The 16,396-nt window shown below is 69.6% G+C and carries 7 protein-coding genes and 1 pseudogene; 3 read left to right on the plus strand and 5 right to left on the minus strand.

Annotated elements, in window-relative coordinates; translation table 11 throughout:
* Positions 1-3,063: 3,063 nt before the first annotated feature.
* The gene (locus ABD832_RS31775; RefSeq protein ID WP_344902717.1) at positions 3,064-3,327 is read right to left on the minus strand and encodes a hypothetical protein; all 264 of its coding nucleotides are present in this window, start codon (positions 3,325-3,327) and stop codon (positions 3,064-3,066) included.
* A 56-nt stretch (positions 3,328-3,383) separates the two neighbouring features.
* Here ABD832_RS31775 and ABD832_RS31780 point away from each other — a divergent pair, with 56 nt between their 5' ends.
* Together ABD832_RS31780 and ABD832_RS31785 are read left to right on the plus strand one after the other, a co-directional pair.
* Entirely contained in the window at positions 3,384-3,545 is a 162-nt protein-coding gene (locus ABD832_RS31780) for a hypothetical protein (RefSeq protein ID WP_344902720.1), read from the plus strand.
* A 2,546-nt stretch (positions 3,546-6,091) separates the two neighbouring features.
* Complete coding sequence (locus ABD832_RS31785; protein WP_344902723.1) at positions 6,092-6,220, plus strand: hypothetical protein; 129 nt, start codon at positions 6,092-6,094, stop codon at positions 6,218-6,220.
* A gap of 4,736 nt (positions 6,221-10,956) precedes the next feature.
* On the opposite strand, the gene ABD832_RS31790 is transcribed toward ABD832_RS31785, so the two are convergent.
* Positions 10,957-11,139: a hypothetical protein gene (locus ABD832_RS31790; RefSeq protein ID WP_344902726.1), complete on the minus strand. Its 183-nt coding sequence runs from the start codon at positions 11,137-11,139 to the stop codon at positions 10,957-10,959.
* Between the two features lie 498 nt (positions 11,140-11,637).
* Between ABD832_RS31790 and ABD832_RS31795 the strand changes: the two genes are divergently transcribed.
* Entirely contained in the window at positions 11,638-11,790 is a 153-nt protein-coding gene (locus ABD832_RS31795) for a hypothetical protein (protein ID WP_344902729.1), read from the plus strand.
* Positions 11,791-12,995: 1,205 nt separating this feature from the next.
* On the opposite strand, the pseudogene ABD832_RS42360 reads toward ABD832_RS31795, so the two are convergent.
* From ABD832_RS42360 to ABD832_RS31810, 3 genes and pseudogenes are all read right to left on the minus strand, one after another.
* Positions 12,996-14,208: pseudogene (locus ABD832_RS42360) on the minus strand (selenium-binding protein SBP56-related protein).
* Positions 14,209-14,688: 480 nt separating this feature from the next.
* Positions 14,689-14,829, minus strand: a complete 141-nt coding sequence (locus ABD832_RS31805; RefSeq protein ID WP_344895932.1) for a hypothetical protein — start codon at positions 14,827-14,829, stop codon at positions 14,689-14,691.
* Positions 14,826-16,127 (minus strand): hypothetical protein, encoded by a 1,302-nt coding sequence (locus tag ABD832_RS31810; protein ID WP_344902735.1) that lies wholly within the window; start codon positions 16,125-16,127, stop codon positions 14,826-14,828. Before ABD832_RS31810 ends, ABD832_RS31805 begins: the two co-directional genes overlap by 4 nt.
* Between the last annotated feature and the right edge of the window lie 269 nt (positions 16,128-16,396).

Raw genomic sequence — 16,396 nt, forward strand, 5'->3', positions numbered from 1 at the left:
CCCGAACCGTCTGCCGCTGGCTCACGCGAAACACGCGCCACCTCGCCCGGCCGAGCTCGGGATTGCAGGAGCTGTGGCCGGGACAGCTGCGGCGCTGCGCGACCCGGATCAGGGAAGCTAGTTCGCCGCGGCGCGGCCGGCGGGCTGACCCGCCCCCGGGAGGCCTCCTCACCGCCGTCAACGAGGCGCCAACCCGGGACGACCCGACGCCACCTGCTGCACTGGGACCCCGCCCGCGGCCTGTACCGCGCCCCTCCCACCCCCTCACCCGATCGTCGAGCCACGCCCTCGGCGGGTGCTCACGCCGCCGACGACCGCGGACTGCTTCACCCGGTTCCCGACGGCCGAAACGCCTCATCGCCTGCGCCTCCACCCCTGCAACCGCTACCTGCTCGGTACGGCCGCCGCCCACTGGTGCTCGACCCGGTTGCCCCCCGGAGAACCGTGCCCAGCGCGCAGGCCCGCGCCTACGCGCGCCGCTTCCCCGGCCGGAGACGGGCTGAGCACGTCCCGGGACGGTTCAGCCGGCCCAACCGCCCGCATGCCCCCGCGAGGCCGCGGCGGCCAGCGCGTGTGTCGAGGAAAGGACCTCGCTGAGCAGGCCGGAGCTGCCACCGAAGTCACGCCCGCCGCAGCCAGGACGCCCGTCCCCCCGGTCGATCGCCGGCGGTCCCGCCCCAGCTAGTCACCGGCAGGTCCAGGGCGCCGGTGCGCGCGTTGCGACGGCCCTCCACCGCCGCGCCCCCAAGCGGGGGGGGGGGTTTTTTATTTCCGTCCGCTCCCCGCCACCGGGAAGCCCAGGTCGGCCACCCGCTCGCAGCCCCGCGCGATCGCCCCGTCTTGTTCTGACCCGTCCAGCAGGGGCCATCTGGAAGATGTGGCCCAGGGAGTGGCCCGCCGGGCGGGCGAGCGCGGGGTCGGGCAGGCTGTACCCTCAAGGAAACCGCCTCGTCCAGGTCCCCGGAGACCAGGAAGCAGGTTCGCACGGAGCTCGCGCGCAGGCCGAGGTCGAGCAGGACGAGCCCTGCGCAACTCTCCCAGCGCAGCGACCCGTCCCCGAGCAGGGTCTGGCGGCGTCCAGCGAGGTCGCCACGATACACCGGGTATGTCGTCCTCGGGCAGGGCTGTCCCACCCGCGAAACCACGGTCTCGATCGCACGCCCAGGCCGCGCGCGTGGATCGCCATCCGTCGACCACCCGCCCCCAGCCCGCGGTGACGGTAGCGCCGGTGCCGGAAACGTCGGCGCGGCGGCCCCGCAGCACCGCTCCCGAGACGAACGCCGCGGACAGCGCCCGGGGTTCCCGTCGTAGGTGATCACACACAGCCCGGCGGCGGCGCGCTATGCTCCTCCTGCCCGAAAGCGCCGGCCGCCCAGCGGCGAAGTCCTCGTCGACCGGAGCACCCGCAGGCGGCGCCATGGCCAGTGCCCTCACAGCGACAGCGGCGGTCCGCCGAGCCGGCCGCCGTGCCGGAAAACCTGGAACCTGCCATTCTCGCGAGAGGGGGAGCACTGGCGTACGGCTGGACACCAGCAGGCCCCTGGCCACCAGCCACCTTCACGGCTCGCAGTCGCGGAGTAGTAGAAGACGTGGGTGCCGTCAGTTGGCGGACGTACGGGCTCGTCCGGTGCTGAGAGCCCGCCGACCAGCTGCCGGTGGGCCTAGTGGAGGAGTGACCCCGGTGCGCCGCCAGCCTCGAGCGCACACGGATGGCGGCGGTTATCCCGGCAGCGCCCCTCCGCCCACGATTCTGACTCTCGTGATCTGTCGCTGTCATGCACCAGGACGCATCAGGAGGTGCGTTCGTGACACGCATCCGCCGTCACCCTCGTCCTCGTCCTCGTCTCCGGTCCCGGTCGCGCGATCCCGGTCCGGGGCCCAGGTCCATCGCGTGTTACCCGCGCACGACTCCCGCGTCCCCCCGGTCTCGGTTCCGTCGCGGTTCGCGGCGCAGTCAGGTCGTGATCCCGCTACGGACGGCCATGCCGGGAGCGGGGAGCGTCCTCGCCACCCCCGCTCCGTGCCCCGGCGCACCCGGGACGTCCAACAAAAAAAAAGGGCCGGGCGAGCCGTGTCCGGGTTGGCCACAGGGAAGACACGGTTCCTGATCAGGCCGCTCCACGACTGTCCAGGGAGAACAACGCGCCGGAACGCCCGCCACCCGCGCCAGAGGGCCGGCGCCGCGCCGTTCACACGTCGGCCATCTCCACGTGTAGAAAGCCGTCGCCGGGTTCGGCGCCCCAGCTCTAACAGGAACCTTCCGCGCCCCTCCTCGGTTGGCAGATACGCGGCGTCAGAAGACGCTAGCCACCCTGCCCGCGCCCGTGATGACCCGGAGCGGTGGCCCTGGCTTGACGCCGCCGTTCGAACTTGACCAGCGACGCGTCCTCGGCGAACATCGAGGCCAGTGACCCCCAGGTCCGCCGCCCATGGCGCCTGGGCGACCGCGCTCGGTGAGCCTGCGCCCGCAAAACGGTGATCACCTCGAACACTGGGCCCTGCCCTCCCGGCGTGCTCCCTGCCGCGCCGGCGAGCTGACGGGTCGCGCGGCCTGCGCCGCGACAAGATGCACCTGTCGCCGATCTCCGCGTAACGAACAGGCGAACGCCTAGCGACAGCCCCACGAACACCCGCCCGCTCCAGCGGGAGAGGAGAGGGTCTCCAGCACCCCGAGCAGCGCCAGCTCCACCGAGCCGGACCAGCTCCACGGCCGCTCGGCCACGTCCGGGTCACCACCAGCTCCGGCCAGCCACGACCCCCCACCGAGGACTCCCGCGCCTGGGCCTGAGCCGGCCGCAACGCGTCGAATCCGCCAGGGCGCTGCTCACCACCCTGACGAGGTAGGCCCGTCGTTCTCCACCAGGGAGACGTCCACGCCTCCGACCAGCGCAGCCACGCCTCCTGGACGACGTCCTCGGCGTCGGTAAGCTGCCCAGGATCCGGTAGGAGGACCCGGTCAGCAGGTCCAGGTGCTCCTCGAAACGCTCAACGCTCATGGCGACATAGACGTATCACGCGCCGGGTGTTGACACGACCCGGCGTAAAGTTGTTTACCGCAACGCTCTACCATTTCAGGACGGACGCGGCGGGCAGCGAAGGAGCACGCAGGTGACCGGAGACGACCCTCGCCGAACGGGTGCCGTGCGGCAGGGGAGGGGTCTTGGCCGGACCCTGGGTGGCGCTCTCGGCGGCCCGGGTAGGTCGTCTCGGTTCCAGCAGACCGTGGTCATCCGCTGTCTGTCCCAGGATGATGATCACCTTCGGCGTCTCGGTCGCCGAGGTGACCTGGGTCTTCACCGCCTCGCTGCTGGCCGCCGCGGTCGCCACCCCGCTGCTCTCACGCCTGGGCGCATGTACGCAAGAAGCGCAGGATCATGTTCACCGTGGGCCTGCTTCGTGCGGGGTCGGTGATCTGCGCGCTGTCGGCCTCCCTGCCCGTCCTGATCGCCGGGCGGGCCCTGCAGGGCGCGTTCCGGCGGCGTATCCCGGGCTGCAGACCACAGACGCCGATGATCAAGGACAGCTTCCGGCCACCAGGGTCATGACGGCCATCGGGGTGTGGTCAGCGCACCATGGGGCCTGTCGGCGGCAGCCTCGGTATGATCGTCACCGGCCTGATCGCCGACCGGACCCCGACCAACCCGGTCTTCTGAGATCACCGCCCGGTAGTCGCCATGAGTCACCCAAGGGCACGCGCCCATCGTCCACTCATCACAGCTAGCAGCAAGCCCAACGGACAACGGGAAAGCCACAGCGGCACACACGGCAAGTACACCACCGATCTATCGTCGGCGAAGAGAGGGTGCTGTGTATCATAAATAACTGGCTGGTCACATAGGCCTATAGCTGCATGGCCGCAGTACCCTCAGTGGAGCACATCCAGACAGAGTTCAGATCAATCGACGCACTCGCAGGGCAGAGGCGCAGCTCCAGAGATACACAAGCTTGAGCGACTACCCCCCCCAGATTGTCGTGAGCGGAAAAGCTCCGTTCGCGCAGGCGCCAACGGTCACGCAGTCGCAAGCCGACGCCACGTGGGGATGACTACAGCCATGCGCGGCTCCGCGCCCCCGAATAGGGTCCAGCATAATAGCCCACCTAGCTCGTCGGACGACCACGCGACCACGAACACGGACTGCACAGGAAACGAAACCATGGCCCGCTGCCACTTCCTGGCTTCGCCATGTTCACGGCTCGTTCACCGCTGATCTCCAGCTTCGTCCAGACGCCCTCTCCGCCGGGTACGGGCTTCGGGTCCGCGCTCCCGTGCACTTAGAGACCAGTGGCATACTACTACGCGAAATAAGCCAACAGCACCCGTAGGACCATGCTGCTCACGCCTCAACTCAGTGAGCCGGCCACGCCTGTCCGCACCGGCATCACGGTACCCCCGCCTACTACCCGGCCCTCGGCTACGAGCCTGCTGCGCAGGTCGGATTCGGCTGGGATTACACACACCTCTTCAAACGACATCCACACGGCTGCTCCCCACACCTGAGCGGCTCCAAACGCACACACTCTGAGATCGTGCAGGGCCATGCGACCTCACCCTCTGGCAAATCAGGCCTACGCCACGGCGCTGGAGGGCGCTCGCCCGGAACTACAGCAAACAGTACGGCCACACAACGATTGTGAACACGCAGAAGCAGGCATGTACGCAAGCGCGGATACGATGTCAACTTCACCTGGTACCGCTCCCATCGGCGCACTTAACACACACAATCGCGACTCCGTCAGCGTCTCGGGCCGCCGCGACCTCCCGGACATCCTGGTACACCCTCGATGTCACATCGCCTACGGACCGTCACACGTCCACCAGTCCACCGGAGAGCTGTACGGTAGATCTCGGTCGGAGCCCAATCTATCACCCGCAGACAAAAGAGCGACGTCCGGGGTACACGGCCGCCAGACCCGCCAGGTTCTAACCGAATGATGGCGCGAGAAAACCCGATGCGGCGATTCACGGTATAGGATATTTAAGTATCAGTGCCAGTCGCAAGGGGCTATGGCGCCAGCATCGGAGCAGCCCGCTCCCCTCCATGGCATGGAGGGCACAGGTCTGCAGGGTTCGAAGATTCCCCCATAGCTCACACTCGAGCCGCCGCTCGACAGCGGCACGAAGGCGGTTCATATCATCGAAATCCCGTGACCGAGAATGCCACACCCTCAGAATACGCGCGCGGACGGGCATTCCTGCAAGTCGCTTATACCGGCTCCAGATACGTCGGCCGGCCGGGTCGATCGTACCGAGGCGGATCGCATCAGACGCAACGGGTTTCGTGCCAGAAGGCGTGCTTTCTGTGAGAAGGCCGCGTCGCGAGGCCTGGGACCACGGATGAAGGGCCGACGGTGCACAAGGACAATTCGGTGCCGCACCCGAGTCCGCGTTCGACAAGCCGTATGGCGTTGTGTTTCCCGGGGACTCCGGGGGAAGGGAAGGGAATTCCCGTCTGGCATGGCTATGCGTCAAGAGGTTAAGACTGTCAACAATTCAACCTTCTGAAGGGGCAAGGTACGATCGGTGCAAGAGCGCCGATGCGATCCCGTCCGTGGCCGCGCCTGACCGAGCTGGTCGGCAAGTGTCGCGGGGAACGAGCGTGCCGCACACGCGCAGACTTCCAGCAACCAACGACCGCACAGGACACGCGAGCCTGGAAAATATAACCCCACAGTTCCCCCGCCCAAGGCGCTGGGCGCCTGGCCCCGGTTTACTCTGCCCCGCCAAATGCGGAACGACAGTCCCGATGCGGAGCCTGACCGAAAACGGGACCTGTCTCTGTGAAGGCCGCTCACGCTCCGACACGTGTAGCCGGCATCACGTCCGACGGCCTAGGAAAGCGTACGGCAGGCCTGGTCAACCCGCAGGCGGACCCCCTCCGGACGCCGGTCAAACGCCTGGTGCTCACTCTGAGGAGGGCCACGCGCAGGAGGGAAGCGTAAACTCTGGTCGCAGTGGCACCCGCAGGCACTGTTATGTCTGTTCGCGCTCATCCACGGAAGACGGACCGCCTGCTCCTGCGGGACATGCTCAGGCAGGCCTTCTGGGGCCTGTTCGGCGAGGCTGAGCGTATGTTTGCCCCCCAGGTGGTCGATGGGCAGCGAGAACGTTATCCGACGTGGTGCTGACAAGGAGTTCAAGATGGTCCCCGGCAAGCAGAAGGTCGGCACCAGTCGGCTGTGGGTCGCCCATCAGCAGAACGACGTTCGGCAGGAGGCCTAGGACGAGTGCGCAGGTTGCCTCGCCGACGAGGGTGTCCCCCCGGCGGAGCGCCTCTGGTACGAGGTAGCCACAAGAGCAAGAAGGCCCCGAAGCAGGCCCGCGCACAAACGGCCCTAAGGAAGGTGCCGACGGTCACTTCGGGTGTGGGCACAGGGCGAACGGCATGTGATTGCAGCAGCACACGCAGTGGGGACGCGCTATCGCGGAGTTGTCCGGCGTGACGATCACGGCATCCTAGCCCGCGGGGGGACGGCATCATACCTCTATCGCGCAGAAATCGGAATTCCGGCGGGGGACCTGCCCAGGGAACATGATGTTTTGCACACATAGCCCTTCCACAGGGCGAGAGCCCGGAGACAAGCTACGGAACTGGGGAAGGTCAACCGGCGAGCACTTCGCGGTGGATGGACGGGGGTCGGTTCGACGCGGCGCAATGATTCAAGGACGCGGACCGGGGTCTCAAGGACCGCCTGGAACGCGCACGGCCTACGTGTGGAGGGGCACTGGGCCGCCACAGCAGCGGCACGAGCTCGGTAGCACAATGAGACGTCAAGGATCGACGGAGGTGCGTGTTCGGAGGGCCGAGGCGAGCTGCCTTGCTGCTCACTAGGCAATCGTCGGCACCATCACGGGTGGGATCGAGGCGTTCGACGACGCGCGCCCGACGACGAAGCGAGCTGGACGCCTGGGAAGGTACTGGCGTGACCACCGCGAAGGGGCGATACATGTACGGACCACGGGTGCTCAGCGCCGGATGGACAGACCGCAAGGACAGTCGACGACTCGACACACGTATATGCGGCTCCTCGGACATTGTCGACCCGACGCAGCACGCGCAAGCGATTAACTCAGCCACCAGACTCGGCTGCGTCACCATGAACCTACGAGCTGGAACTGGCAAGGCACGCTAAGCGGCACCGATACACAACGCGAGCTCAAGGCACTAAGGTCAACCCAGGTACGGCCGGAATGTGCACAACGATCCGCACAGAGTGCCCCGCGTCCACGGACAACCTCAAGGGCGAACCGGAGGTCACGACGAGCACCACATGGAGCGAGGCACCGCCGACGGCACGCGCTGCACTGAGCACACGATTTCGGCGCGACTCCCGGGAAGAAGCATGAGGATCCGGCAGCACGTGTTGCCACGGATGCCACGTTCCAGGCGACGGCCCTGGTGTCACGCGCTGGCAGATCCACCCTCTTAGTTTCACACACTAATATTTCATAACAAATACACGCATTCCGGTACCGAGAATTGTCTGATATCTATTCCGCGACAGTCCGATGGAAAGCGAAACGGGGCCCGAATGGCACCGAGTCGGGTTCGCCCCCGGGACGTAACGCACACCAGGCACAGCAGACGGGGGCACACACGGGGCTCGAACAACACACGACGGCCCGGTGTCCAGGGGACGGAGCCGAGCGCTAATCCACAGCGGGTCGCTCCCCACCTGGGGCAGAGTCGGTTAGGTCCAAATCCGCTCCCCGCTCGCCGGCGGACGCCGGAACGGCGACGTGTATCCGGACGGAGGTCCGGGGGCGCCTGACAGGGCGGGTCGTGGTAACCGCCGTGGATCGAGTTTCGCGTGCGGTCGGACATACCGTCAGCACCCCGCGCCGAGTATGGCCGATCAATACACGCGAATTCGGCCCGGACCACCGCCGCTGGCGCAGCGGGCGATGACCGAAACAGGTTATGGCACCGGAACCCCCCGGGCCCGGTCGATGGCCGTTGGGTACACCACTACCGACGAGGTCACAGCATCAAACCGGACTCGCGAATACCGAGCAACCACGGACCAAAAGGGCCAGCGTGACCCGGAGTGTCCCGGGCACGTGAAGTTCGCTGGCGGGATAGGAACTCGGGGATCGACGCAGAGGCGGGAGAGTCGTCGTGCCGCTGGCACCACGCAGGACCGGTAGCACCCGGCGTGACCCTGCGGCCTCAGGGTCCGGGACTCATCCGAGCACACATACAGATGCACCGCCCTCCCCCACCCCCACGCGGAGCGCCGGCGGCGCCCGGACGCGCGCGTACAAGGCCAGCCACGGTACCAGGAGGACCTCCGGCCGACTGAGCGACAACCTGTGACCACCCGGGACCGACCCTCTTCGACGGGAGGTGACGCCCACCCGCGGATAACGGTCTGTCCCGCGGTCGCATACGGTGAAAGCAATGGCGGCCATGGTCACTGCACACGCTTTCACGAGATCGTCGAGGGCGGGCACCGCCATCCATCAACACCCGTTCACCCACGACAAGTGGCGCCGCTGGGGGAGATCGGCCACTGGCTCCGGGCCGGGGCATCGCACTGCTCGACCTCGGTGACTTACGCACAGAGCACACAAGGAAGGGAGCAGGAGATGCTGTTCTGCCGGGGTGAGGGTTCCCTCGCGTACGGGATCGACGGGGAGTCCGGGCCGGCGAACCACTCATCACACGCGACGTCTATCCATCGCCGCCGCGGCTGGCGCCCCGGGCCGCAGGAACTCAGGCGGGGTGGAAGACAGCACAACAGAGAGGCCGGGCTGTTTAGCGCTGTGGAGAGCACGCAAGGCGCGACAGCGACGGCCTACCGGCGAGCGCTGCGCGTTCGACGTCGTCTCCTGCCTGGGGGGCCGACCTGGATCGGGAACGGACTGGCCGGCACGGTCGGCTGATGCTCCCCGCACCCTACGCGCGGCACCGGCATCGCGGATTCTACCCTGATCGGGGAAGCCGTAGGCCTGGCCAACATGCACGAAGCAGCGTCCCGCAGAGGAGGGACGACCGTACGACGGCACTAATCCCAACCGTTCGGACTTCCGGCCGCGAGGACTCACTCGCTGGCGGGCACGATCGGGAACAAGGTTCGAGGCCGCCGGGTCGAGGTACTGGAGATGTCCCTCGGACGGGGACAGCTGCGGGGCACCGCATTACAGTGGCGAGCAGTGGTGGACGCTGAGCGACTGGCTCGCGACAAACCCACGGCGACCCGACGTCGAGGGTGTGCGCGACTTCCTGGAGCGCTGCGGCGCTCGACACGTCGAGTACGGAAGGCGCCATCTCGGCACGGGGGGTCTTCGTGGTGCGACCCGTGACGGCTACCGGCGGAGGTAGAAGCATAAGTTGCTCGATACGGGCCGGTTGGTCAACGGGGTGTTGCCCGACGGGGCGCGGGGAACGAGGCGCCGGCCTCGTCCGGCGCCGGCCGGACGGCCCGGGCTCCGGCACACGGGCACGACGACCCCGTTCCGCCCATCGCTCGAGCATGAGATGACCGTGACGTCCAGTTTACGCCCGTCAGCTGGCGGCGCCTGGGAGCCACCCTGCACGGGATGATGCTACTGTCGTTCCCCGAGGCCACACGAGCGCCTACGCCGCGCAGGGGCGTGGAGGGCGCGCGACGGTTACACTTCGCCTCCCGAGAGCGCGTGCCTTCGGCACCGCCTCCTCACGAGCTGGTCATCGCGACCTTCTACAACTTATCACCCCCACACGGGGCATTCGTCCGGGCGCCAAAGTCCCGGCCGTCTGGCGAGGTGACGACCTCCGGAGAAGATCCTCGGCGCCCGCTGGACGGCGGGACGCGGCACTGCGCCGGGCCGGGATCCACGAGATCGACATCCTGGGACAGAGAACGCGGAGCTGGCCGCCGCCGACGCGGCGCATGCGGGCCTGCGGAGCAGTCCCAGGACGCCACGCTGTTCAGCCGCCACCGACGCTGCCTGGCCGTCGAGCCGTGCTGAAGCTTGCGCACGAACCCAAGACGCGCTGCGCGAGTTCCGCGGGGTACGCCCACGTGGCGGCCTGCTGACACGAGTGGAGTCGGACTCCGCTGGACGCGGCTGGTCCTGCACGGCGACGACGGGCCAGATGCCCACGATTCTTCCTCAAGTTCACCGCGAGTGGCCGAGGAGGAGTGGGACGAGGCCGCCGCCCCGAGGGGATGCAGCACGAGCGCGGCCTGATGGACGGCGGAGGAGCTCAACGCCGAGGGCAGGGCGCTCCGGCAGCGGATATCGAGGACCGAGTACCGACGGAGCATGGCGCTGCCACAGACACAAGTAAGCAGCACGCATGCTCTCCGACGAGGAACTGGTCCGCCTGGCGAGCAGGCCCGCACGTCTTCGCCGAACCCACTAGAGCGACGTGGTTGGGGAACGCGGGGCCTCTGCTGACCTTCCCGCTGAGCGGACGGGGGACCGCCTCACTCAAGGCCGCGACCGCCTCACTCCCGGCCGGTCCGGATCACTGTCGGGCGGCCGAAGGTCAGTCCCGGGCGTGAACGGGGTACAACCGACCTGGCCTGAGAAAAAGAGCGGGGTCAAGCGTCGGCCGGTGCGACGACGCGAACGCGCAACGGACGGTCACGGCGCGACCTCGACGTCGGGCGGGGGCCGGTGCCATCACCGGGAGGAAGGCAGAGACCGGTGACGGCGGCGGCCTCGGGGTCCCCCACTCGTCCACCGTGGACGGTGGCGCGACATGGACAGGCCTGGCGAGAGCGTGGCCCCGCCGTCGACGATCCCCGAGTAGTCGGACCCGCGCACGCCCAACGTCCCGAGCGGCTCCGCGAGCCCACGGTGGTGAGATACCGAGTCCCAGCGCGGCATGGCCAAGCAGTACCGGCCGTATCCCGGAGGGCCGGAGGGCCACTCGGCCAGCACCGTCGGGGTGAGAAGCAGGCTCGGCGCGGGCGGCGCCCGCGGGCGCACGGAACCGAGGACCCACATGCCAGCTCGTTCACCGGCTAACGCAGGCTCCACACGCTCCAGCCCGATCCTCGCCCGTCCGGGACGGCGAGCCGTCGCGGCGCACTCAGAGCGACGACGCGCACGGTCGTCACCACGTCCCGCGGGGTGAAGGCGGCGTCGTCCTCGGGCTGGGTCGCTGTGAACGGCGTCGCCCAGTCCGGCCTGAGGTAGAGGCGCACCACGCGATGACCAGCGTCTGGTCCGCGGGTTCCAGCCCGGTTACGAACCCCTTCGTGATCCGCAAGCCGGCAGTCCGTCCTCGGCCAGGCAGTCGATGGACCACGGTTGGCAGTCCACCGGTGGAAGTCGACCTGGTGCGCGCCCGTGCCGTACTGCTCGGCGAGCGTGGCGCTAGGAAGTCCGGCTTTGACGCTCAGCCCCTCCTGGTGACGAACAGGCCCGCCGGCTTATGCCACGTACCGGGGGACGTGTGGCGGGCCGTCATGGGCGTCCGCGCTCTCGTCCGGGCCGGGGACGGGAGGCGGGTCGTCTGGTCGTGACGATCTGCCGGGTGTGAGCGCGGTTGAGCGAGATGTGCGGCCCTTCGAAGGGAAGCCGAAGACCTGTCGAGCTCGTCGGCGGTGGTTCCGGCGGCCCCGGCCCTCGCCATGCCGAACGCCGTGGGCGATGCTCCAGGGGCGACAGGACGACGTTGGGTCTTCCGGACGCGGCGGTCGGTGAGCAGTGAAGTGCCCGAAGGCCGTCAGGCCGCGTACGGTCTCCGCGACCGTTTCGTGGGGACCAGCCGCTGCACCCCCTTCGCGGTGATCAGGCTGGGCTTGGACATGGCGCATGCCGACGAGGGCGGCGACGGCCAGCAGTGCGGGTAACAGTCGGCGCATGCCTGTGCAACGTATGCGGCGGCCTCGGGTGGTTCACGCGTCCGGGACGTCGGTGGTGTCCGGGTGGTTCGCATATCCGGGACGTCGCCGGTGTCCGGGCGGTTCACCTGGCCGGGGGGCGTCAGCCGAACGCGGCGAAGGCGCCCGCGCCGATGTAGGGCGGACGGGCCAGCGAGATCGAGGTTGAACCACGCCCTGCGCAGCACCGCCACCCCCAGCCCGCTCGTAGACGAGCAGGGCCAGGACGGTGGTCGTGACCTAAGCATCGCCACCGTGTGCACCCCGTCGCCAGCAGGGTCTGCGAGGCCAGCGCTGCGGCACCGTGCTCGCCCTGGCCTCCGTGAGCCCCGTGCGTGGGGCTCCGTGGGCTCCGTGCCCGTCGTGCCGGTTCCCGCGCCCCAGGGTGACAGGGAGCACCATCAGGCCCGCGCCGTGGCGGTGGCCATCAGGAACGACCACCCGGCGAGCTGCGGGCCGTTCCACCTTCATGCCCACACCTGCGGGGGTGATGCCGCCGTCAGCAGCCGCCAGAGACGCCGAACCCGCACACCAGGCCGCCACGCCGTACGAGACCCGCCTTCGGCGGGGCGGCAGAGCCGTGCGGGCCGACACCAGCCCAGCGTGACCAGCACCGAGGCGGCGTGACCGAGCACGATCGGCGGGAGCGCGGCAGCACGCCGCGCGCGAGCGCTCCTGCAGGCCGAGCGCGACCGCGAAGAGCCAGCCACTGGCCGGGTTCAGGCCGTGGAAGGCGCCGGAGCCCGGCCACGACGAGCAGGGGGTCAGATCCATCGGACGCGCCCTCACAGGACAGAAGACGGCCGGGACCGTTGACGGGCTCGGATGCGGCCCGGGCGGACGGGACTCGGGGGCGGAAACGGGGGAGGGACAGCGGACCCCGGGGGTGGGGAGGGGCGGGGTGAGGGGTCAGGGGAAGCAGTAGGAGTCGGAGGAAGGAGTCGCCGCCCTGCAGGTCGGATCTGTTGTCGCGCGCGACGGCCGTCCGCGGCGAAGTCGGTGAAGAAGCCCGGGTCGGGGTGAGCGAGCCGTCGTCGGCGACGTCCACCTTCGCCATCCAGCGGAGATGCCGTCGGAGGTTAGAAGACGTCGTCCCAGGAGCGCGGTAGAGCGAGTTGGTGAAATAGACCACGTCGCCCGTCCCTGCTGGCCTCGACCATCTGCGGGCACCCCGTTCATGCGCCCGGTCCGGGGCGGCCCGTGATGTGGCGTCGCGCGGACGATCCACCAGCGATCCTGACCTCGACGCGGTCTGCCGGGGGGCGAACAGGGTCGGAGACGTCGTACGCCCCTGAGCTCTCCGGTGCCCCAGCCGAGACGAGCAGGATGCGGTCGTCGAGGGTCAGCGAGATGTCGCTGACCAGCGGCGGTACCGCGCCGAACTGCTTGAGCGGCTCCGGCAGCAGCTCGGGGTCGGCGGGTTCGGCCGGGATCGTGATCGTCTTGCGGGCCTTCCAGACGCCGTCCTCCAGGTACCAGGTGAAGATGTTGGACGACAGGTCCTCGACGTCGACCACCGTGTTGACGAACCCGTAGGTCCTGGTCGGGTCGTGCGCGGGCCGCAACTCCAGCGCCATCTGGTGGCGGTCGCCCAGGTCGATCTCCTGGAGGTGCCTGCGTTTGGTCAGGTCCCACACGTGCAGCCGGTGGCCGTACCCGCGGCCGGTGAGCAGCTCCAGCGACGGGCCGGGCTCGATCTGGTTGGGGGTGGCCCACTCACTGGTGATCATGGTGTCGTGTCCCAGGTGCCACCAGAAGTCGTAGTGCAGCCGTTGCGGCCCGCGGTCGGCCTCCCAGCGGCCCTGCGGTTCGAAGGTGTCGTGGTCGAGCGTGAACACGCCGCCGGGCGCGTCGCCGTCCACGTTGCCGAGCGCGCTGACGTAGATGGCGTCGGTGCCCGCAGTGCACGGTGTGGGGGCGGCTGTAACCGGTCTTCTTGAAGATCGTCTCCGGCTCGATCGTCTTGACGAGCTTGGGACGCCGGGGGTCGTCCTTGACGTCGAAGACGTAGATCCTGCTGGACCGGAGCCCCGGAAGGACCAGGTAACGCCTTTCCACGTGCGGATGCGGCGCGTACGGGCACAGGGCCGCGCTGCACACGTTCCACCCGAAGTGATGGAGCTCGTCACCGGGGACGGACATGTCGTGCACATCGACGATCGAACCGTCGGAGAGGTCGATCGTGGCGAGCCCGTCGGGCCGTTCCTCGCCGGTCGTGTCCAACAGGGCGACGTAGGCCAGTCCCTCCCGAGGCGCCAGCATGGCCTCGCGGGCGGAGGGATAGAAGGTGGGATCGGGCTGGATGAGCGGCACGGTGAACTCCTCTTCGAGGCCGGAACCGATACCCCACCAATGTTGTAGGAAAATGCGGTCCTGTCCAGGGGACATATCGGTACGACCGTCGCGGGTTTCCGCGTCCTCCGCCCGGCGCCGCCGATTCGTGAAGCCGGTTCGTGAAGCGGTGGATTTCGCGGGACGGTGTGCCGTGCGGGGCGACGACGTTTCGTGGGTGAAGGCGTAGGGCGAAAAGGGGCGGATCAAAGGGGAAAGGGGCCGGTGGCGTTCCGGGGCGGCCCCTGGGACGGATCGCCGGGTTCGATCTTCGTCCGGATCTTCGGGGCCGGGGACGAGGACGGGGACGGGGTGGAGGCGACGGGCGCGAAGAGGGGCGAGCCCGGACGACACGGGGCGGAGAGCAAAGGGAGAGGTGCGGGGCGACGATGCCCCGCACCTCTCCGCTTTCACCCGGCCGTCACTCGCCCGTCCGGTCGTTCCGGCGACCCGTTCTCCGGTGATGGAGAACCCCGGAACGATCCCTCGGCTCGTGACGCGCCGATCGGCCTGCTTCCATGAAGTTCTGGGAGAACCTCAGCAGATCTTCACCGGGGTGCAGATCCCCATGGCCCCGATCCCCATGGAGCTACCGATCCCCATGGAGGCGCCCAGGACCGGGACGCCGATGACCGAGGTGCCGTACACCGGAGTCGCGACGACCTGGATGGGGGTCACGCGGACGGTGTCGACCGGTCCGCTGACGGTTCCGGCTCCAGGCGGTCCGGCGGGGCCTTCGGGTCCTTCAGGCCCGGTGGGGCCTTCCGGTCCTTCGGGTCCCTCCGGTCCGGGAAGGCCGTCCGCGCCTGCCGGTCCTTCGGGTCCGGCGGGTCCTTCGGGGCCTGCCGGCCCGGGAGGACCGTCTGCTCCGGCGGGGCCGGGAAGGCCGTCGGCTCCTGCCGGGCCGGGGAGGCCGTCGGCTCCCGCGGGTCCGGGAGGTCCGGCGGGTCCCTCGGGGCCGGGGAGGCCGTCAGCTCCTGCCGGGCCGGGGAGGCCGTCGGCTCCTGCCGGGCCGGGGAGGCCGTCTGCGCCTGCCGGTCCGGGAGGCCCTGCGGGTCCCTCCGGTCCGGGAAGGCCGTCAGCCCCAGCGGGGCCCGGAAGGCCGTCAGCCCCAGCGGGGCCCGGAAGGCCGTCAGCCCCGGCGGGGCCCGGGAGGCCGTCGGCTCCCGCGGGTCCGGGAGGTCCGGCGGGTCCCTCCGGGCCGGGAAGGCCGTCAGCTCCGGCGGGGCCCGGAAGGCCGTCAGCTCCGGCGGGGCCCGGGAGGCCGTCGGCTCCCGCGGGTCCGGGAGGTCCGGCGGGTCCCTCCGGGCCGGGAAGGCCGTCAGCTCCTGCCGGGCCCGGGAGACCGTCTGCGCCTGCCGGTCCGGGAGGTCCTGCGGGACCCTCGGGGCCGGGAAGGCCGTCAGCTCCGGCGGGGCCGGGAAGGCCGTCGGCTCCTGCCGGTCCGGGAGGCCCAGCCGGGCCCTCCGCTCCGGGGAGACCGTCGGCTCCGGCCGGTCCGGGAGGTCCGGCGGGACCCTCCGGTCCGGGAAGACCGGCGGGTCCGATGAGGCCGTCGGCTCCCGCGGGTCCGGGAGGTCCGGCGGGGCCCTCAGGGCCGGGAAGGCCGTCTGCGCCTGCCGGTCCGGGAGGTCCTTCGGGTCCGGGCGGTCCTGCGGGGCCATCGAGACCGGGAAGACCGTCGGCACCCGCGGGTCCGGGAGGCCCTGCGGGACCCTCGGGACCGGGAAGGCCGTCGGCTCCGGCCGGTCCGGGAGGTCCGGCGGGACCCTCGGGGCCGGGAAGGCCGTCGGCTCCGGCCGGTCCGGGAAGACCGTCGGCGCCTGCCGGGCCGGAAGGTCCTTCGGGTCCGGGAGGCCCGGCGGGGCCCTCGGGACCAGGAAGACCGTCAGCTCCGGCCGGGCCGGGAAGGCCGTCGGCGCCTGCCGGTCCGGGAGGTCCGGCGGGACCCTCCGGTCCGGGAAGACCGTCAGCACCCGCGGGTCCTGCGGGCCCCTCGGGGCCTGCGGGTCCTTCAGGTCCGGCAGGACCGGCGGGTCCCCTCGGGCCGGCGGGCCCGCGGAGCCCGTCGGGAAGCTTGCACAGGAAACTCGGCAGACCGAGCCACCTGCACAGCAGGATGTAGTTCCCGTCGGTCGAGGTCGGGCGTGCCGCCTTGTGAATGATCGTTCCGGTGGCCACCACGTCGCTGACGCGGACTACCGGAGCCGCGCTGGTGACGCGAACCACCGGAGCCACCGGGACA

It is taken from the genome of Streptosporangium longisporum (assembly GCF_039534895.1).
Taxonomy (GTDB): Bacteria; Actinomycetota; Actinomycetes; order Streptosporangiales; family Streptosporangiaceae; genus Streptosporangium; species Streptosporangium longisporum.